Source organism: Limnothrix sp. PR1529, from assembly GCF_002742025.1.
Lineage (GTDB): Bacteria > Cyanobacteriota > Cyanobacteriia > CACIAM-69d > CACIAM-69d > CACIAM-69d.
This window is the reverse complement of the sequence record NZ_LIRO01000059.1, coordinates 1-20,164: the sequence shown is the minus strand read 5'-3', so window position 1 is coordinate 20,164 and position 20,164 is coordinate 1. Positions and strand designations below refer to the sequence as shown.

General features: G+C 54.5%; 15 protein-coding genes, 2 tRNA genes and 1 riboswitch. Of the genes, 7 read left to right on the top strand and 10 right to left on the bottom strand.

Annotated elements, in window-relative coordinates:
* Positions 1 to 156: 156 nt before the first annotated feature.
* Entirely contained in the window at positions 157 to 1,962 is a 1,806-nt protein-coding gene (locus AMR42_RS09185; RefSeq protein WP_099533154.1) for a tetratricopeptide repeat protein, read from the bottom strand.
* 361 nt (positions 1,963 to 2,323) lie between these two features.
* Here AMR42_RS09185 and rpiA point away from each other — a divergent pair, with 361 nt between their 5' ends.
* Both rpiA and AMR42_RS09170 read left to right on the top strand, forming a co-directional pair.
* On the top strand, positions 2,324 to 3,034 hold the full coding sequence (gene rpiA, locus AMR42_RS09180) for a ribose-5-phosphate isomerase RpiA (RefSeq protein WP_099533153.1): 711 nt from the start codon (positions 2,324 to 2,326) through the stop codon (positions 3,032 to 3,034).
* A 448-nt stretch (positions 3,035 to 3,482) separates the two neighbouring features.
* Positions 3,483 to 4,340, top strand: coding sequence for a cyanophycinase (locus AMR42_RS09170; protein WP_099533151.1), 858 nt, complete (start codon positions 3,483 to 3,485; stop codon positions 4,338 to 4,340).
* Between the two features lie 258 nt (positions 4,341 to 4,598).
* Here AMR42_RS09170 and petM read toward each other — a convergent pair whose 3' ends face one another.
* The gene (petM, locus tag AMR42_RS09165; protein ID WP_099533150.1) at positions 4,599 to 4,703 is read right to left on the bottom strand and encodes a cytochrome b6-f complex subunit PetM; all 105 of its coding nucleotides are present in this window, start codon (positions 4,701 to 4,703) and stop codon (positions 4,599 to 4,601) included.
* Between the two features lie 194 nt (positions 4,704 to 4,897).
* Positions 4,898 to 5,641, bottom strand: coding sequence for a pentapeptide repeat-containing protein (locus AMR42_RS09160; protein ID WP_099533149.1), 744 nt, complete (start codon positions 5,639 to 5,641; stop codon positions 4,898 to 4,900).
* Positions 5,642 to 6,464: 823 nt separating this feature from the next.
* Here AMR42_RS09160 and AMR42_RS09150 point away from each other — a divergent pair.
* The 3 genes from AMR42_RS09150 (at position 6,465) to fba (ending at position 9,290) form a co-directional block, all read left to right on the top strand.
* Positions 6,465 to 7,487, top strand: a complete 1,023-nt coding sequence (locus AMR42_RS09150; protein WP_099533147.1) for a glycosyltransferase family 2 protein — start codon at positions 6,465 to 6,467, stop codon at positions 7,485 to 7,487.
* A gap of 215 nt (positions 7,488 to 7,702) precedes the next feature.
* Positions 7,703 to 7,774 (top strand) — tRNA-Lys (locus AMR42_RS09145).
* Positions 7,775 to 8,216: 442 nt separating this feature from the next.
* Positions 8,217 to 9,290, top strand: a complete 1,074-nt coding sequence (gene fba / locus AMR42_RS09140; protein ID WP_099533146.1) for a class II fructose-bisphosphate aldolase — start codon at positions 8,217 to 8,219, stop codon at positions 9,288 to 9,290.
* A gap of 326 nt (positions 9,291 to 9,616) precedes the next feature.
* Here the strand turns inward: fba and AMR42_RS09135 are convergent, their stop codons facing one another.
* The 3 genes from AMR42_RS09135 to AMR42_RS09125 form a co-directional block, all read right to left on the bottom strand.
* Positions 9,617 to 10,012 carry an aspartate 1-decarboxylase gene (locus AMR42_RS09135; RefSeq protein WP_099533145.1) on the bottom strand — a complete coding sequence of 132 codons (396 nt, stop codon included), beginning with the start codon at positions 10,010 to 10,012 and terminating at the stop codon, positions 9,617 to 9,619.
* A gap of 96 nt (positions 10,013 to 10,108) precedes the next feature.
* Positions 10,109 to 11,206, bottom strand: a complete 1,098-nt coding sequence (gene dusB, locus AMR42_RS09130; protein ID WP_099533162.1) for a tRNA dihydrouridine synthase DusB — start codon at positions 11,204 to 11,206, stop codon at positions 10,109 to 10,111.
* A 396-nt stretch (positions 11,207 to 11,602) separates the two neighbouring features.
* Positions 11,603 to 12,304, bottom strand: a complete 702-nt coding sequence (locus AMR42_RS09125; protein WP_099533144.1) for a hypothetical protein — start codon at positions 12,302 to 12,304, stop codon at positions 11,603 to 11,605.
* 528 nt (positions 12,305 to 12,832) lie between these two features.
* On the opposite strand from AMR42_RS09125, the gene AMR42_RS09115 reads away from it, so the two are divergent.
* Positions 12,833 to 12,905 (top strand) — tRNA-Glu (locus tag AMR42_RS09115).
* Positions 12,906 to 13,122: 217 nt separating this feature from the next.
* Here the strand turns inward: AMR42_RS09115 and AMR42_RS09110 are convergent.
* Positions 13,123 to 13,563 (bottom strand): hypothetical protein, encoded by a 441-nt coding sequence (locus tag AMR42_RS09110; RefSeq protein ID WP_099533142.1) that lies wholly within the window; start codon positions 13,561 to 13,563, stop codon positions 13,123 to 13,125.
* Between the two features lie 197 nt (positions 13,564 to 13,760).
* Positions 13,761 to 13,861: riboswitch (TPP riboswitch) on the top strand.
* A 10-nt stretch (positions 13,862 to 13,871) separates the two neighbouring features.
* Here AMR42_RS09110 and thiC point away from each other — a divergent pair.
* Complete coding sequence (thiC, locus tag AMR42_RS09105) at positions 13,872 to 15,260, top strand: phosphomethylpyrimidine synthase (protein WP_099533161.1); 1,389 nt, start codon at positions 13,872 to 13,874, stop codon at positions 15,258 to 15,260.
* A gap of 292 nt (positions 15,261 to 15,552) precedes the next feature.
* On the opposite strand, the gene AMR42_RS09095 is transcribed toward thiC, so the two are convergent.
* The 3 genes from AMR42_RS09095 to AMR42_RS09085 all read right to left on the bottom strand — a co-directional run.
* On the bottom strand, positions 15,553 to 18,033 hold the full coding sequence (locus AMR42_RS09095; RefSeq protein WP_099533140.1) for a COR domain-containing protein: 2,481 nt from the start codon (positions 18,031 to 18,033) through the stop codon (positions 15,553 to 15,555).
* 145 nt (positions 18,034 to 18,178) lie between these two features.
* Positions 18,179 to 18,586: a hypothetical protein gene (locus tag AMR42_RS09090; RefSeq protein ID WP_099533139.1), complete on the bottom strand. Its 408-nt coding sequence runs from the start codon at positions 18,584 to 18,586 to the stop codon at positions 18,179 to 18,181.
* Between the two features lie 61 nt (positions 18,587 to 18,647).
* Positions 18,648 to 20,164, bottom strand: a 1,517-nt coding sequence (locus AMR42_RS09085) for a COR domain-containing protein (RefSeq protein WP_199858133.1), incomplete at its 5' end; no start/stop codon positions are given.

The following is a 20,164-nucleotide window of genomic DNA, read 5'->3' as shown; positions in this document are numbered from 1 at the left end:
GCTGGCGTTGGCATTGTACTTTTCTTGAACTTAGCAGACCGATCGGGAGATACCGATGCGATCGCAGACAAATCCTGTCTTGGTTTCTGTCTTAGCGGCTCGCTGGGTTGACGGTTGGAAGCTGAAGAACGTGAGGTTAATCCACCGAAAATTCACTCAGGAACGGGGCCCAAAGGGGCCTAGTCCCGATCGCCATTGGTCGATCGCCTGAGCCAAGGCGGGCCGCACCTGCTGCCAAACACCCGCCCAATCTCGGGGTTGGAGCTGACGAAACAACCGAGCCGTGGGATACCAAGGGCAATCGGCGCGATCGAGCATCCAGCGCCAATTGGGCATCTGTGGCAACAAAATCCAGGTGGGCAAGCCCAGGCCGCCTGCCAAGTGGGTGACAGAGGTGTCAACACAAATCACCAAATCCATTTGGGCCGCGAGGGCGGCGGTGTCGGCAAAATCCCGGAGTCGATCGTGCCAGGCCTGGACTTGCGGAAATTGGGCGATCGCCCCGGCATCATGCCCCACTTGCAAGCTATGCAGTTGCACCTCCGGGCAATTCAGATGCTCCACAAATTGGGCTAGGGGAATCGATCGATTGTGATAGTCCCGGCGGCCGTCGCGATTGGCTTGGTAGCCACTGGCCCAGGCAATGCCCACATGAAGTCGATCGCGCCGAAAGGTAAATGCCTGCTCTGGTCGCCAGTCCGTGGCCTGGGCTGACAGGTAAGGAATCGATCGGGGAATGGCCGCCAAGCTGGGCGTGAACACCTTGGGCAGGCTCAGGAAGGAAATTTGCCAATCGAAGGCCGGCAGGGCCGCCCCTTGAACCACCACTTGCGCCACCCCTGGCAGGGCCGCCAAAATTCGGGCCGTGGGCTGCGGCGACTCCACCACCACCCTCGCGCCCCGAGCCGCCAACAGAGGCAAATATCGCGCCAAGTGCAAAATATCGCCCAAACCACACTGGGCATAGACCAAGATGGTTTGCCCCGCGATCGGCTCCCCATTCCAGGCCGGTTGCTGGAAGGGCCGCCGGGGCAAAACGTTGGGCCAGCGCCATTCAAACTCCGCAAAGCCCCCTTCATAGTCGCCTTGGTGTAACCAAAGGTTGGCCCGTCCCCAGTGAACATCCGCTTCATCGGGTTGATGGCGGAGGGCGGCTTCGTAGCAGTCGGCGGCGGCGGCCAATTCCGCCAGCTCAAAGTGGCAATTCCCGATCGCCCCCAGGGCCCGCGCCTGCACACCGGGATCGGGCGGAGCCAGGGTCAGTCCCCGTTGGTGGGCGGCGATCGCCTCCCGAAATTCTTGGCGATAAAAACAAACCCGTCCCAACTGGAACCAAGCACCGGGATAGTGAGGATCCAATGCCAACGATCGCTGAACCGCCGCATAGGCCAGCTCAGGATCGTCCCCAGCTTCGCGATCGAGCGCAATCCAACTTTGCAGCAGGTGGGCCAGGGCGCGATCGGGGTTGCGTTGCAAGGCCTGCTCGATCGCCGCCGCTTCCGGCCACCGACATTGCTGGCAAAGACTTTGGGCCAGGTAAAGATGCAAGTCCGGTAGCTCAGGATTAGCCTGAATGGCTTGCTGATAGTGTGTGGTGGCCGTTGCCCAATCCTGTTGTTGCAGGGCAATGGTGCCCCGATTAGCCCAGACTTCTGCCCAATCGGGTCGATAGTGCAAGGCCCAGCCATAGGCGCGATCGGCCGCGGCCCACTGCCCTTGCCCCTGCAAACCATTGCCCAACCAGCGGTAAGGCTCTGGCCGATCGGGAATCAGCCGAATGGCCCGACGGGCCTGCTCGATCGCCCCTTGGGCCTGGCCCTGTCGCCAAGCCGCCTCGGCCGCCGCCAAGGCCTGGTCAAACTCTGTCACCAGCATTTTCAAGGCGATCGGGGGTGCAGTCTTGGGGGTGATTGTCGCGATCGTTTCTTCCTGTCTGGGGGCTGTGGTTTCGCCTGCTTGCATGGATCTCCTCGCATCTCATCGCATCCGCCCGCGTTTGGCTGCTGATAACCGGGCTGGCTCAATCTAGTGGGGTAAATCGGGCTGGTTAAATCTAGTGGGGTAAATCGGGCTGACCGAACTTGATCGCTTGGATTTTCTTGATCGCTTCAATTGGCTTGATGGAATCTGAATTGATCGAATTTGGCTGATGGCACGACACCTGCTCCAGGTCACGGTTTAGGGCCTGGGTTTCCGGATCCCGCTGCAATCTCGGCCGCCGGAACTCGCGATCGGGTCAGCCATCCGGTGTTTAATTGAACCCGGTTTGCATAACCCGATCCCCCTGAGATCAATCTTTCAAAACTTCACAGGAGTTTGACCCATGAGCCAGCTCGATCCCGCAACCATCATGAAGCAACAAGTGGCCCGGGCCGCCGTGGCCCGCGTCAAGTCGGGAACCGTCGTGGGGTTGGGCAGCGGCTCAACGGCGGCCTTTGCGATCGAATATTTGGGCGATCGGCTCAAGTCCGGTGAACTCACCGACATCATCGGCGTGCCCACGTCGTTCCAGTCGGAAGTGCTGGCCAAGCAGTTTGGCATTCCCTTGGCCACGCCCAACGATGTGGATCGGATTGATGTGGCGATCGACGGGGCCGACGAAGTGGATCCGCAAAAGAACCTGATCAAGGGCGGCGGCGCGGCCCACACCCGGGAAAAAATTGTGGACTGCTTGGCAGCGGAATTTATTGTGGTGGTGGATGCCAGCAAATTGGTCGATCGGCTGGGAACCACCTTCCTGTTGCCCGTGGAAGTGTTGCCCATGGCTCTGGAACCGGTGAAGCGGGCGATCGTCGCCCTGGGTGGTGAGCCGCAATTGCGGATGGCCGTCAAAAAAGCCGGCCCCGTGGTGACGGATCAGGGCAACTTGGTTCTGGATGTGAAGTTCCCCAACGGCATTGACGATCCCGCCACCTTGGAAAAAGCCCTGAATAACATTCCCGGAGTCCTGGAAAACGGCCTGTTTGTGGGAACCACAGACTGCGTGCTGATTGGGGAAATTGTGGATGGGGAACCGCAAGTCCGCCAAATGTAGGATGAATGCCGTCTGGGCTAGATCGGGGTGGGTAATGCCCACCCTGCTAGTGAGTCAAGGTCTAACTGAATGCCCGACTCAGTAACTGGCTGAATGTCTGCCCCATCGCTAACCAATTCATAGAAATTCATTAGCCGCTGAACAACACTCGAACGATTGAAGGGCCCGCGATCGCCATCATGGTCAATTCTGTCGGTCAAAATCTTTGCCAATTGCAGGATAGAAAGATGATTAAATATCTGTGCGATCGCTAATTACTCCTAAGTTGGGTCTTGTGCGCGATCCTTGCCCGAATGTCTACCTGTTTCGGTCATTCGGCAGAATGACAATCCAGTCAAAATTGAGCGCAGAGTGAAGCGCAGGGTTGAGTGCCAATGCCATCTGCAACCACTCAACGCAAGAGATCATGGCTCCTCAATTTTGCTCTCCCCCTCGCACGTTTAAGCCCATGGTGCAAGCTCACACGCGAATGTTGGATCGTTCAGTTCCCCAAGCCGTAAAAGCCGCAGTCATGGTCATTGGCGGCGCAGAAGACAAGATTCACGGTCGTGAAATTCTGCACGCCTTCTTTCAGCGATCGGGCGGAACCGGTGCCAGAATCGCCATCATTCCGAGTGCTTCGCGGGAGCCATCGGTGATTGGCAGCAAGTACCGCATGATTTTCGAGAGCATGGGAGCCGAGTCGATCGAAATTCTTGATGTGCGCGATCGCGACCAAGGCTCCAACGAAAGCTATCTGGAATATGTCTACAGTTGTACGGGCGTGTTCATGACCGGCGGCGATCAGTTGCGGCTGTGTGGCCTGCTGGCGGAAACGCGGCTGATGGAAAGCATTCTGGAGCGGGTGCGGCGACGGGAAATTTCCCTGGCCGGAACCAGTGCCGGGGCAGCGGTGATGGGCCACCACATGATCGCGGGCGGTGGCTCGGGCGAGTCCCCCAATCGATCGCTGGTGGATATGGCCACGGGGTTTGGTGTGTTGCCCCATGTGATTGTGGATCAGCACTTCCACAACCGAAATCGGATGGCGCGGCTCTTGAGCGCCGTGTCCTTGCATCCCGATCGCCTGGGCATTGGTATTGATGAAGATACCTGCGCCTGTTTTGAGGATGACGGTTCGATCGAAGTGCTGGGTAAAGGCACGGTCACCATCATTGACCCGGGCGACATCACCTACACCAATCAATCCCTAGTGGGAGCCAACGATCCCGTTAGTTTGCATCACCTCCGTCTGCATGTGCTCAGCTACGGCGATCGATACTCAATTCCCATGCGGCGTGTGGTCAGCACCGGGCAACCGCGCTAGTCGTTAAACCATTTCCGTGATCTTCCGTGATCTAACGACTCTCGCGCTCCTGGGCTAATCCAACCGAAAGAGCACTGTTCAAAACCACAAAACCCAGCCTCAGTGATGCACCGGGGCTGGGTTTTGCGTTTGAGCTTTGAAATCTTGACCCGATCGCGCGAACCGGCAATGAACGGGCAGCGAATTGAGACTCGAGGATTGAGCCGATCGACGCTGGACTAGCCACCGATGAAATCGGCAAACGCTGTTCCAAGTTGCCTACTTATCGGCCCCTTGCAACCGCAGCAACAGGAAACCACCGCCCAAGCCAATCAAAATCAAGGTGAATGCCAAAAAAGCCGTGCTAAAAATTTCGCCGCTCATGGTGTTATTTCGGTTTCGGTAACGTGCCTCGCCATTGTATCAACGCGCGTAGGACTGGGACTCGAATTGAGACTCGAATTACGGCTTGAATAGCGGCTCAAATTGCGGCCCGAATTGAGACTTGGATTCAGCCCTTTGCTGGCCTTCCCCGCGAGCCGACTGGTGGCCTGGCTGGCCACCCAACCCAGGCAAACTTACGGTGCGCTGCGAATCAACAGAGCGGTGCTTTCCTTTTGGGTTGCCAAAATAGTGCCCTGCAAGCGAGCGTTTTCCAAGCGGGCATTCGCCACATTCGCCCCATGCAACTTGGCAAACCGCAAATCAGCATTGGTCAGGTTGGCTCCGGCCAAGTCAGCCCCTTCCAAGCTGGCGCGGCTGAGGGAAGCGTTGTGTAAATTCGCATCCCGCAAATTAATCCCCGCCACATCCATCGGCACATCCATGTTGCCGTAGCTGGCCTGTTGCCACCGCAGCAACCCGGCCATGGTCTGGCGAGCATTGTTCAGGTTGGCCCCAGCTAACTGGGCCCCTTCCATGTTGGCTCCCAACAAGTTGGCATCCTGGAGATTGGCCGAGCGCAAATCTGCCAACACCAATCCCACCAGAGTCAAATCCGCCTGTTGCAGGTTGGCTTGGGCGAGCTTAACTGCGTGCATCCGCGCCTCGATCGCGCTGGCTCGGCTCAAATTAGCGGCCGTCAAGTCCGTGCGCCACAGTTTGGCTCCATTCAAATTCGCCCCTTGCAGGTTAGCCCCAGCCAGATCAAGATCAGACAGGTCAGCACCACTCAGGTCACAATTTGCGCAACTTTTGGTTTCCAGCAGTTGGCGCACATGGGCAGGGTTTTCCGCAACGCTCGGGAGCGCCGTCACTGCCAATGTGCTGGCGAAGAATGCAACGCCCGCCACTACTTTCGTCAACACTTGAACTGAATTCATTGCGCCTTCCCCTCGTTCAACCTGCCTCTAATATCTAGGATAAATTGGGTGGGGGCGGTGACCGCTTGCTGTTGCGGAATGCGATCGTTACGCTTTAATACGCCGGCCGCCATTACAGAGCAATGGTGATCTCGATCGCACATCCCATCAAATACCCTTGGTTTCCATTGACTCGCGAAATTGTGCGGCAAAAAATCGCGATGTGACAGTTTCTGAACCAGATAAATCAACGGTTCCAGGCTTTAGTTCGGAAATCCGTCCCTACAACCGAAAATCGATTCAGCAGTCGATCGCGCCGATCATCACCACCTCGCTCGATCAAAGCAACTCAACGCTTGCGGGGATCAATTTTGTTAGGATCTGCTGAGAAAAATGATTCCGCTCCAGTAAGAACCCTATTGATTTATCCTGCATTTCAAATTCAAATTTACAGAATGTAAAGAATCGATTGTTGTTTTCACGCAACTATGATCGATTGGGTTAAACGTTGTTGCCGACTTTCAACTATTGATCTGAGTGTCGATATTAAGTGTCGATTTGAGTATTGATTACGATCGCGGATCAAGTGCCGACTTAGCGATCGACCCCATATCCACCCGATATTCACATCCCAGCGATCGGGTCTGGACCAAAGTATTGCTTAAAGGTCAATTTGAATATTGGCCAGAGTCTGAATTTGAGAAACATCAAGTTTCGATGAAGATTCTTGACAGTTGCGCAACAATAGCTGACTGCCTTGGCCCATGGTTCTGTTACGGTCTGCCCCAAGGGCGGTAGGCTAAATGCGGGCGATCGCCCCTAGCGTCTTCCTGGCGACTGAACCGTGACTAAGCTGATTATTCAGATTCCCTGCTTCAACGAAGAAGAAACCCTGGGCATTACGCTCCAAGCCTTGCCCCGCGAGGTGCCCGGCTGCGATGTGGTGGAGTGGTTGGTGATTGATGATGGCAGCGTCGATCGCACCGCTGAGGTGGCTTTGGCCCATGGGGTAGACCACGTTGTGCGACTGTCCACCAATCAGGGACTGGCAAAGGCGTTCATGGCCGGTTTGGATGCTTGCCTGAAGGCCGGAGCAGACATCATCGTTAATACCGATGCGGACAATCAATATTGTGCCGATGACATTCCGGCGCTGGTGTTTCCAATCCTGGCCCATCAAGCAGAGATGGTGATTGGGGCCCGCCCGATCGCGGAAATTGAGCATTTCTCGCCCGTCAAGAAGGCCCTGCAACAGTTTGGCAGTTGGGTGGTGCGCTTGGCCAGCGACACGGACATTCCCGATGCGCCCAGCGGTTTTCGGGCCCTGAGTCGGGAGGCGGCCCTGCGGGTCAATGTGTTCAATGGCTATACCTACACCCTGGAAACGATTATCCAAGCGGGGCAACAGGGAATCGCAATTGTTTCCGTGCCGATTCGCACCAATGGCTACCTGCGCCCCTCGCGCCTGGTCAAGAGCATCCGCAGCTACATCCAGCGATCGATCTTCACGATCCTGCGGATTTTCATGACCTACAAGCCCCTGCGATCGTTTCTGATTTTGGGGACAGTTCCTTTCTCGATCGGGGTGTTGCTGGGAATTCGCTGGCTGCTGCTTTACTTCGGCGGCTCACCCCGGGCCCACGTGCCTAGCTTGATCCTGGCGGCGATCGGGATTTTGGTGGGGGTGCAGCTCTGGATTTTGGGATTGGTGGCGGATTTGCTGGCCGTGAACCGCAAAATGCTCGAAGACATCCAACTGCGGGCCCGCCGGGCAGAAATTGAAGCCGCCCGCCAAGAAAGCGATCCTCCGGTTAGCGGCCCCCTGGCTTCGCTATATCCCATGCATGACAACCGTTCTAACCGCTAAAGTGACCTTGCATCACGTCGCATCACGGCAAAATTTGATCGACTGGCGGATCAATTTGGCGCAATTGGGCGCAATGATTTGCAACGATCAGTTGACGAGCTTCAAAAAGCCTGCTAGATTAATCACCCGTGTTCGGAATTTCACTGCAACACCCAACCGGCCCGGTTGTGCTTGCAGTCCCCAACACCGCCTTATAGCCCCCAACAGGGCGATGGGGGTCGCTAACTCAACGGTAGAGTACTCGGCTTTTAACCGATTAGTTCTGGGTTCGAATCCCAGGCGACCCATTTTTTTAGAATCCACAGTCCCCAAAAATAGTCTTCAGAGATAGTCTTCAGATCCTGTCTTTGGGATCCTGCTCTGGATTGAACTGCCTGGATCTCTCCACAATCCGCCATGCCTGCGCAACACCCCAAGGGCTGGTTTTGGGCGATCGAGTCGATCGAGAGATCAAGTCACTTTCCAAAACTCCCTGCCACAACTCCCTGCAACTCAGAATTTTCCACGGGACAGAATCGCCCGAATCCTTTCGAGATCAGGTCTCTAGGTTTGGTCGATCGGGCGCTGGGTCAATTCAAGATCTCCAAAACCGCCAAATCGTCGAAATTTTAATTCTTGCTTCCAGAAAAACAGAGGGGCTGGCAACAATTGTTTTAAGATTAGTGCCAAGCACTCGACCGGCCGAGAGTTATCGAGGCATCGATATAAATCTATCTTAGGAGGATTCCTATGGCGCTCGTACCCATGCGGCTTCTGCTCGACCACGCGGCAGAAAATGGCTACGGCATTCCTGCCTTCAACGTCAACAACATGGAGCAGATCCAAGCGATCATGCGGGCAGCCGATGAAACCGATAGCCCCGTGATCCTGCAAGCGTCGCGTGGTGCTCGTAACTACGCTGGCGAAAACTTCCTGCGTCACTTGATCTTGGCAGCTGTGGAAACCTATCCCCACATCCCCATCAGCATGCACCAAGACCACGGTAACGAGCCGGCCACCTGCTACTCGGCCATCAAAAACGGCTTCACCAGCGTGATGATGGATGGCTCGCTGGAAGCTGATGCGAAGACCCCCGCGAGCTACGAGTACAACGTGAACGTGACCCGAGAAGTGGTGAAAGTTGCCCACTCGCTGGGTGTGAGCGTGGAAGGCGAACTGGGTTGCTTGGGTTCGCTGGAAACCGGCATGGGCGAAGCAGAAGATGGTCACGGCTTTGAAGGCAAGCTGGATCACTCCCAACTGCTGACCGACCCCGATGAAGCAGCCGACTTCGTGGAAAAGACCCAAGTGGATGCTCTGGCAGTGGCGATCGGCACCAGCCACGGTGCTTATAAGTTCACCCGCAAGCCGACCGGCGAAATCCTTGCCATCAGCCGCATTGAAGAAATCCACAACCGTCTCCCCAACACCCACTTGGTGATGCATGGTTCGTCTTCGGTTCCCGAAGATCTGCTGGCGCTGATCAACCAATACGGCGGCACGATCCCCGAAACCTACGGCGTGCCCGTGGAAGAAATCCAAAAGGGTATCAAGTGCGGTGTGCGCAAGGTGAACATCGACACCGACAACCGCTTGGCGATCACCGCTGCGGTGCGCGAAGCCCTGGCCGGCAACACCAAGGAATTTGACCCCCGTCACTTCCTGAAGCCCTCGATCAAGTACATGCAAAAAGTGTGTGCCGATCGCTATAGCGAGTTCTGGACCGCTGGCAACGCTAGCAAGATCAAGCAAGTCTCGGTGGACGAGTTTGCTCGCAAGTATGCCAAGGGTGAATTGGTGGCTAAGGCTGCTGCCAAGGTCTAAAAGGTTCGATCGGGAAGTTGGGTGATGAATGATTCAAAATGAATCGGGCGATCGCCCAACTCTGCCTTCGATTGAGCACTGATTGATCACCGATTGATCATTGATTGAGCACTAATTGATTACTGATTAGTCATTGATTGGTCATTGATTGGTCATTAATTGGTCATTGATTAATCACTAAGTTTTTGGCCCAAAAATGACAATAGCGGTGAAGCCAAGTGCCTCGCCGCTATTTTTTCTGTTTAGGGGGGTTGCCTTTGGGTTATTGGCCCTCGGGTTTGTGGCTTGGGTTGATTGTTGATGTCGATCGGCCAACAGCAACAAGCTTAATGAACCGGAACCACCCAATCGTTATGGCCCGTCAGGTTGCCGCCTTGAATGTGGTATTGCATGGTGTCAGCAATGGCATTGTTTTCATCACAAAAAACAACGGGAGCTGTAAAGGGTCGATCGCTCAAGCGATAGGCGATCACTAAACATTTGTCGCCCACTTCTCCCAACCGCGCAGAACCACCATTGAGCGTAAATTCGCCTGGCCCGGCGGGAATGGCGTAGGTGACCCAACGTTCACCATTGCGCAGATTAACCAAATGCACTTGCTCATAGGCTTCAATGCCAGCACGCTCCATCAACGCCGCATCAATGCCGACGCTGCCGTTGTAATCCACACTTTTGTCGGTGACGCGGATACCGTGAATTTTTCCGGAAACAAAGGTCTTCATTAAAGAAGCGATAAGAGAAGGATTGCCGATGATTATTTCAGAGTCTTTCCTGTTTCAGGGCCTTTTAGGTAACAGGTTCTGAGGAGTCGATCGGGGCTAGGCCAAAACGGGTTCGTTGATTGGCTCGTTAATTGGCTCGTTTGGTTGTTCTGATTCTGGGCCGATCGCGCCGAATTCGGCTTCGTGGCGTTCAATTTGGGCAATGGTGCGATCGATCAGGGCCACCCCTTCGGCGGCCGTTTCAATCCGGCAGAGTTGGCCGCGCAACTCCGCTGCCCCATAGAACCCCTTGGCATACCAGGTCATGTGCTTTCGGGCCTGGCGAACACCCCGATCGCCCTTGTAAGCGGCCAACATGGTCAGGTGTTCTTGGGCACAACGCAACCGCTCGATCGGGCTGGGCTGGGGGCGCAACTCGCCGGTTTTCAGGAAATGGTCAATTTCACCCACCAAGAACGGATAGCCCATGGTTCCCCGCGAGCACATCACCCCATCCGCGCCGGTTTCCGCCAAACAACGCACCGCAGCCTCCACGGAAAAAATATCCCCGTTGGCAATGACCGGCACGGAAACCGCTTCCTTCACCCGTTGGATCCAAATCCATTTGGCGGGGCCGTTATAGCCCTGGGCCCTGGTGCGACCGTGAACGGTCAGCATGGCTGCGCCCGCCGCTTCCATCCGCCGGGCAAAATCCACGATGTTAATTTCGCTTTCGTTCCAGCCAATCCGTGATTTCACGGTGACCGGCACGTTCACCGCCGCCACCACGGCCCGCACGATCGCCTCGGCCGTTTCTGGGTCGCGCAACAGGGAAGAACCACCACCGTTTTTGGTAATTTTGTTCACCGGGCAGCCCATGTTGATGTCCACGGTGTCGGCCCCTTCTTCAACGGCCATTTGGGCCGCCTCGGCCAAAAATTGCGGGCGACAGTCAAACAGTTGAATGCTGATGGGACGCTCTTCGGCGGAAACCTCCATGATTTGCGGAAGCTGCCGTGCGTAGTGCAACCCGGTGGCGTTCACCATTTCGGTGTACATCATCGAGGTGGGTGCATAGCGCCGCACCAAACGCCGAAAGACCAAATCCGTGACACCAGACAGAGGCGCTTGCAACACGCGGCTCTGAAGGGTGACGGAACCAATTTGGAGTGGTTCGGCCAAACGGGCTTTGAGTTCAGGGGATAGGGTCAACATGGGCGATCGAAAGGGGCGATCGAGGCATTGGTCACCGGCTGCAACCGTGGGCAATGCGATCGGGACAGGAAACCGTGGCTGAGGGATGGGGAATTTCCCCTAAAAGTTGGCTTTTGAATATCGCCTAAGAAATATCGCCTAAGAAATATCGCCTCAAGAGGATGTCTGGAAAGTGTCTTTCGACACGGGCCAAGCATCAACCGTCGCGGGGCAAGGGGCTTAAGCCCCTTGTTTATGTTGATCGCTGGGGCCCGCAAGGTAGCCATTGGGGCTGTTCAGACATTCCCTAAGCATCTTTTTTAAAATCTTTCTTTAAGAATACATGGGAATTTGATCGCCCTTTCTGGAAATCGAGCGGCGGCGGCAGGGCTTTAGATTGGCACTGTTGCCAAGGGTTCAGCGCTTCGTGGGGGCCCCAGCGGGCGGCAGTTCTCCACCGATGACGGTCGATCGCTCAAAGAGCAACTGTCGAGCGCGGGCGGCTCCCAATTCTCCATAAACCCGCAAGGTGTAGGAACCGGGCGGCAAGGGGCCGATCGTGCCGGTAATTTGGTAATCGCATAGACAGCGACAATGTTCCCCCTCATTGCGTTCCACGACGGTGATGATCGATTGGCCGCCTTCGCGATCGAGGGAGCGATCAAGTACAAAAGCCGCACAGCAGGTGTAGGTCAAATCATGTCCAAAGACCAGCGTTCTGCCTTCGGTGCTGATGGCGATGTTGCTGACCAACTCTCGTCCCAAGGCCAAGGGGGAACGGGTCACCCCCTCGGATGCCCCACTTTTGCAGGTTAGGGCCCGAGCCGCCGCCCAAAGAGGCGTAACCGCAGGCGATATCGAGGCATCTTCGCAACCGGAAACCGAATAGTCAAACTTCAGCTCACGATCCGAGCCGGGCGCAGTCACCCGAGGCGCAGGCTGAGGTTGCCCAACCCGATCGATCGCCCCCGGGAGCGCCTGGGCCACCGCCGATCGCCCTTGATCAATCGCCTCAATGGCCAACAGGGCCACACAACCCAGCACCACAGCCCAGCCCAAGGGCGATCGGGAGGGCGATCGCTGGCCCGATCGGTCACGCGATCGATGAATTTGTTGCATTCCCCCAATCCTCCCTTGCGCCTCGTGCAATTTACCAGTTCCCGATCGCCCCAATACTCCACTTATTCATGGCTGCCCGTCGCCATTCCGCCAGGGTGGCCAACCAATCTCGCTCGATCGCCCCAGGCTTCCGTAGTCAAACATCAAACGGGCTGGTTTGGGATCTGGCCGGCGCTGAATCGGGCTGGTCTTGAATTTTGTCTAGGATCTGCTCCAATCATAACGAGCACCCCCAAGCCGGAGTCATCCATCAAAGCAGTTGCCACCGCGTCCTGAACCGGTGCATCGTGCAGGTTAATGAATTGACCGCTGGCTGACCCGAGCGATCGGAATGCTGAGATTAATTATTAACGATTGTTAAGAATTAATTGAGTGCTTGACACTTCTAGAGGAGTTCGCTAATTTAGATATCGCGAAAGGCGCGGACGGCAAGCGAAACGCGAGCGCAACGCCCACAGCAAAAGAACTCAAGCGATGGTAAAGTAAGTTTGCCGAGCCTGAGCGCTCCGAGCGAAAGCTCAATGATACGCCCCCATCGTCTAGAGGCCTAGGACACCTCCCTTTCACGGAGGCGACGGGGATTCGAATTCCCCTGGGGGTATCAAAAACAGAACTGACTGACGAGCTGGATCACACCGGAAGTTAGAAAGGGTTAAGAGTTGAGAGCCTGTTGTGATTACGACAGGCTCTCAACCCATTTGGGGGTTCCCGTAATCCTTGGGTGTTCCCAGGGGGGACAGGGTTAGGGCGATCGCCCGGGTTAGGATTGGGAGACCCAACCCCTACGGCGATGGAAATGGCGATCGACCCTAACGCCTTTACAGAACCGCGCCGAGTTGTCGCTCCAGTTTCCGAATCAGACCCGCACGACTGACCACGGTGGCCGTTTGCCGCTCGATGCGCACAAACACACGCCCCGAAAACCACTTGCGCCAGGAAGCGCGTTCATAAACCTGGATGCCGGTGCGATCGCCCAGCACGGTTGTGGGATCCACCGTCACAAATTCCCAGCTCGTGAGCAGTTGCTCCAGTTGCGTTTGCAGATCATTGCCCGATCGCACCGTCAGCTCCAGCGAAGCCGTGCGGTTAAAATAAGCCCCCAACAGCCCCAACACCAGCCCGATCGGCAAGGCTGTTTCGATCGCCTCCAGGCCCAACCGTCCACCAAACAGCAACGGCGCACTCGAGAAAGTGGCCACCACCGTCGCCATCACGGTGTAGTAGACAAATGTGAACAAAAATCCTGGCCCCTGTGGCATGGTCTGGCGACTCCGTACAACGTTTCCAACACAATTTCCCACCCAATTTAGACGCGATCGCCCGCCAATCAAACCCCGATCACGATTCTGCGGCTTTCCCTAAATTGATCCTTTCCCAGTCGATCCCCGCCCGGTTTTCCAGCCAATGGCAGCCAAGGCAAAATGGTAGGATGAAACCTCAGCGCCAGCTCCACCACTGGCCAAGCTAGGGGTGTCTGGGATCCTTGCCCAGGCTGAGAACACACCCTTAGAACCTGATCCGGTTCAAACCGGCGTAGGAAAGCTACTTTTTTGAGGAACCAAATATGTTGCGTAGCGAATGGGTTGCCAAGCGTCGCGGTCAAGAAAACGTGTCGCAAATGCACTACGCACGTCAGGGCATCATCACCGAAGAGATGCTCTACGTTGCCCAACGCGAAAACCTCACCCCCGAACTGATTCGCGACGAGGTGGCCCGCGGCCGGATGATCATTCCGGCTAACATCAACCACCCCAACTTGGAACCGATGGCGATCGGGATTGCCTCCAAGTGCAAAGTCAACGCCAACATCGGCGCATCGCCCAACTCCTCCAACCTGGCCGAAGAAGTGGCCAAGCTGGAACTGGCGGTGAAATATGGCGCAGACACCGTGATGGACTTGTCCACCGGCGGCGGCAACCTGGACGAAATCCGCACGGCGATCATCAACGCCTCGCCCGTGCCGATCGGGACTGTGCCGATCTACCAAGCCCTGGAAAGCGTCCATGGTCGGATCGAAAACCTGACCGCCGATGATTTCCTGCACATCATCGAAAAGCACGCCCAACAAGGTGTGGACTACATGACGATCCACGCCGGGATCTTGATCGAGCACCTGCCCTTGGTCAAGAGCCGGATCACCGGGATTGTGTCGCGTGGCGGCGGCATCATCGCCCGCTGGATGCTGCACCACCACAAGCAAAACCCGCTCTACACGCACTTCGACGACATCATCCAAATCTTCAAGAAATACGATGTGTCCTTCAGCTTGGGCGACTCGCTGCGTCCCGGCTGTACCCACGATGCGTCCGATGAAGCGCAATTGGCCGAGCTGAAAACCCTGGGCCAACTGACTCGCCGCGCCTGGGAGCACGATGTGCAGGTGATGGTGGAAGGCCCCGGCCACGTGCCGATGGATCAGATCGAGTTCAACGTGAAGAAGCAGATGGAAGAGTGCTCCGAAGCGCCTTTCTATGTGTTGGGGCCGCTGGTGACGGACATCGCACCGGGCTACGACCACATCACCAGTGCGATCGGGGCGGCCATGGCCGGCTGGTATGGCACGGCGATGCTCTGCTATGTCACGCCGAAGGAGCACCTGGGCTTGCCGAACGCGGAAGACGTGCGCAACGGTTTGATCGCCTACAAGATCGCGGCCCACGCGGCGGACATTGCTCGCCACCGGCCCGGCGCGCGCGATCGGGACGATGAACTCTCGGCCGCTCGCTACAACTTCGACTGGAACAAGCAGTTTGAGCTGTCCCTCGATCCGGAGCGGGCCAAGGAATACCACGATGAAACCTTGCCGGCCGACATCTACAAAACCGCTGAGTTCTGCTCGATGTGTGGGCCCAAGTTCTGCCCGATGCAAACCAAGGTGGATGCGGATCAGTTGACGGAGCTGGAGAAGTTCCTGGCCAGCGAGGCCGCGAAGAAGGACTTGGTGGCGGCTCCGTAAGGGTCAAGTACAGGATTGATGGGTGGTTTGATCGAGCCGCCTAACTAGCCAGGGGTGGGATTTTCCTACCCCTTTTTTTATGGGTTTTGGGGAGGCGTTGCGGCTCAAAAGGTCGGTTTCAACCACCACGTTGAAGGCGGCGGCGTTTTTGAAGGCAGCCCAGAGGGTTTGCTGCCCAGTGAAATCTTGGATCATCACCCGGTTTTGCAGTTTGGTGGCTGGCAATGCGATGTCGCAGGCTTTTCCAGGTGTTGGTGTGGGGTGTTTGGCTACCTTGGCATTGACTGCAATTTCAGGGGATCAGGACTTCATAGGTGAGGCGATCGTAGCTGCGGTTAATTTTGTCGAGTTCGTGACCCACAATGGTCAGCAGTTGGCGTTTGTTGGAGCCAGAAACGCGAATGGTGATGTTGGCTTCGGAGTAGCGATCGTCTTCAATAATTTCGGCGCGAGCCGAGCCGTTGGTAACCACCATGCCATGTTTCCAGACGCGAAAAGTTTCCTCAATTTGCTCAATTTGTTCGTGGAGCGCCACGATTAGCTGCGGGAAAATGGCTTTGGGTTTGAATTGGTAGCGATAGCTGAGGATTAGGTTATCGGTGTTGTCCCAATCATAGTCAAGGCGTTCTTTTTCAAGCAGTTGAGGGGCAATGTAGCGACCTTTGCAATCGGGAATTTCATAGCAAAGGGCAAACTCTTTCATCAGTTGCAAGAGTGCGTTGCGTGTTTGCAATTCATTGCTCTCATCCCACAGTTGTTCGAGGGTGTCGTCATTGAAGCGGCCAAAGTTGGCTTTAACTTCTTGGTTATCAAGAATTTTGTAGAGCGAAACAGTAGCCCATTCAGGTCTGAGAATCAGGAATCTCTTGAGGGATGGGACATTTTGAAAATGTAGACAGATGCCCAAGTCGTGCAGAAATTGGCTGGCAGCTAGCATATCTGCTTCGGTGCTGAAGCCATTTTTCCAACAAAGATCGAAATAGTCCCCGAGTTCTAGAATGTTGCGGCTTTGGGAATAGTTTTCAATGACGGTGCGAATGTTAGCCCAGTGAGCAGGAATGATTTGCTGAGCGTGATCAAGGCTGCTGAGATACTGTTGAATTTTGGCGCGAATGGTGTCTAGTCCACGATTGGTTTCTAGGTTGAGGCTGAGGGATTCTTTGAGGTTGCTGAATTCGCCACGTAGGGTGCGATCGTCGGGCTGACATTGGCGATCTTGTTTTTCATTTTTGATGATCAGCAGGGGACTGTTGTCACCAAAGGCTTGTGCGATGTTGAGCCAATAATAGAAATCGGTATTCTCTTTGTGATCGTCGGCAACCAGCAAATGCAAAGATCGTTTTGTTAGAAAAAATTGGTGAGTGGCGTGGTAGATTTCCTGACCGCCAAAGTCCCAAATATTGACGCGCATCGGTGTGCCATCTAAGTGGGAAATTTCCCAGGGCAACAGGTCAATTCCCTCAGTGGATTCTTCTTGAGGTTCGAGTTGACAAGTTTCGTCTTCGAGCTTTCTGACGAGGCTAGTTTTACCTGCGCTGTCTTCGCCAATGATCAACAATTTGGCTTCGTAGAGGGGTTTGGGATCACGTTGGCTATTGAAATAAAAATCCAGAATAGTTTGTGACTCGTAATAAAGACCCCACAAATTTTCAGACAACTGTTCTTGTCTACATAGAATTTCTGGAGGAATGGGTAGAGGATTTCCAGACAAATCTAGATGTTCGAGGTTTGGTAATTCTCGAATAGATGCTGGCAACTCACTCAGATGGTTATCGCGAAGGTCAAGATCTGTCAAATTTTGCAGTTGTGCGATCGCCGCTGATAGCTCTCTCAGTTGGTTATAGCTGAGGTTAAGCATAGTTAGATTTTGCAATTGCGCGATCGCCGTCGGTAGTTCCCTCAATTGGTTATCGCCGAGGTCAAGCAATGTCAGATTTTGCAATTGTGCGATCGCCACTGGTAGCTCGCTGATCTGGTTGTCGCCGAGGTAAAGCGTAGTCAAACTTTTCAATTCACTGGTTGCCGCCGGTAGTTCTCTCAATTGGTTATCGCGGAGGTCAAGCTCTGCCAAATTTTGCAGTTGTGCGATCACCGCTGGTAGCTCGCTGATTTGGTTGTTGCCGAGGTCAAGCGATGTCAGATTTTGCAATTGTGCGATCACCACTGGTAGCTCGCTGATTTGGTTGCCGCTGAGGTCAAGCGATGTCAAATTTTGCAGTTGCGCGATCGCCGCCGGTAACCCCCTCAGTTGGTTTTCGCGGAGGTCAAGCTCTGCCAGATTTTGCAGTTGTGCGATCGCCGCTGGTAGCTCCCACAGTTGGTTTTCGCAGAGGCTAAGCGTAGTTAGATTTTGCAATTGCGCGATCGCCGCCGGTAGCCCGCTGATTTGGTTGTTGCCGAGGTGAAGCGTAGTCAAACTTTCCAGTTCACCAATTGCCGTCGGTAGCTCACTCAGTTGATTGTCGCGGAGGTCAAGCAATGTCAGATTTTTCAGTTGCGAGATCGCCGCTGGTAACTCGCTAATTTGGTTGTAGCTAAGGTCAAGATTTGTCAGATTTTGCAGTTGACCGATTTCGGGCGGCAGCGTCGTTAATTGATTGCCCTTCCATTTTTCGGTTTCCTCGTCCCACTTCCCCAAAATCAAAACCTGAAGCTGAGTTAGCTCACCAATTTCCGGGGGCAACTCCACCAAATCCAGCCCCGCCAGATCCAGCTCCGTCCAGCCCTCCGCCTTCGCCCGCTCCAGCAGCGCCAACAACTCCGCCCGTTCCATGCCGCCGCCCCCTCACATCACCGCTCCAATTGTAGGAGCCTATCCCCTAAGAATGTTGGGGATATGGGAGCAATGCCGCAGAGAAACTCGCAAGGGGTGGGATTTTTCTGCCTCTTTTTTTTGGTTTTTTAGGAAGCGTTGCGGCTCAAAAGGTTGGTGTCCCAAAGGGGTTGTCTTCACCGGGGGGCAGGGCTTCGCGGGCTTCCAGGCCGCCGCGCACTCCTTCGACCACCACGTTAAAGGCGGCGGCGGCGATCGCGCCGGGTAGACCAGCGCTGGCTAGGGCGATGCCAACGGCGCTTTTGGCGAGTTCGGGTCCAGCGTTTTTGAAGGCGGCCCAGAGGGTTTGTTGCCATTCCAAATCTTTGAAGGTGACTTGGGTTTGCAGTTTGGCGGTGGTGGTTTGTTCGTCGATTTTCAGTTGTTTCAGCAGGTCTTGGATTGCCTGTTGGGCGGCTTCAGGGGTTTGGGGGGCGTGGTAGTTGTTAACGGTTTTGTTGCCTGCTACGTTGTCGCCGCTGCCGTGGTGGTTTTGGGTGATGTTGGTGGTCATGGGTTAATCGTGGGTTTGTTTAAGTTTTTGGATCTTGGCTACCTTTGCACTTGACGCAATTTCAGGGAATCAGAACTTCGTAAGTGAGGCGCTCATAGTTACTGTTAATCTTGTCAAGTTCATGGCAAACAATGGTTAGGAGTTCGCGTTTATTAGAGCCAAAAACGCGGATTTTGATTTTGGCTTCGGAGTAGCGATCATCTTCAATAATTTCGGCGCGAGTGGAACCGTTGGTGATCACCATGCCATGTTTCCAGACGCGGAAAGTTTCCTCAATTTGCTCGATTTGTTCATGGAGCGCCACGATTAGCTGCGGGAAAATGGCTTTGGGTTTGAATTGGTAGCGATAGCTGAGGATTAGGTTATCGGTGTTGTCCCAAGCATAGTCAAGGCGTTCTTTTTCAAGCAATTGAGGGATAATGTAGCGACCTTTGCAACCGGGAATTTCATAGCAAAGGGCAAACTCCTTCATCAGTTGCAAGAGTTCATCGCGCATTTGGAATTCGTCGCCCTCGTCCCAAAGTTGTTCGAGGGTGTCATCATTGAAGCGCCCAAAGTTGGCTCTGACTTCTTTATCGTCAAGAATTTTGTAGATCATGCCGGTAGCCCATTCGGGTTTCAGGATCAGGATTTTCTTCAGGAAGCGGACATTCTGAAAATGGAGACAAATACCCAAATCATGCAGAAACTGACTAGCGGCTAGCATTTCTTTTTCATCGCTGAAGCCGTTTTGCCGACAGAGAGTGAAATAGTCCCTGAGTTCTAAGTAATTACGACCTGAATATCGTCTAAACGGGTCTTCTTGAGCAAGATTTTCAAGAACGGCACGAATATCAGCCCAATGAGCGGGGATATTTTGTTTAACGTGGTCGAGGTCGCTAAGATACTTTTGGATTTTGGTGTGGATGGCATCTAGTCCGCGATTCGTTTCTAGGTTGGTGCTGAGGGATGCTTGAAAGTTTGTGAATTCACCGCTCAGAATGCACTCATCGAGATCGCATTGGCGATCTTGTTTTTCATTTTTGATGATCAGCAGGGGGCTATTATCACCAAAGGTTTCTGCGACGTTGAGCCAATAATAGAAATCAGTATTTTCTTTGCGATCGTCAACAACGAGTAAATATAAAGAGCACTTGGTTAGGAAAAACTGGTGGGTGACATGGTAGATTTCTTGACCACCAAAGTCCCAAATGTTGACGCGCATCGGTGTGCCATCAGTGTGGGAAATTTCCCAGGGCAGCACATCAATTCCTTCAGTGGATTTTTCCTTGCTTTTGAGTTGATAGGTTTCGTCTTTTAGCTTTTTAGCCAGGCTGGTTTTACCTGCGCCGCCTTCACCAATGATCAGCAGCTTGGCCTCGTAGAGGGGTTTGGGGTTGCGTTGACTGTTGAAATAAAAATCCAGAATTGTTTGTAAGTTACCTGGTTCATGCTGATTTTCCCCAGTCAAAATTTCTGGGGGAATCGCGATCGGGTTGCCGCGTAAATCTAGCTTTTCGAGCTTGGGCAATTCTCGAATAAAATCCGGGAGCTGACTCAGTTGGTTACCGCCAAGGTAAAGCTCTGTCAGATTTTGCA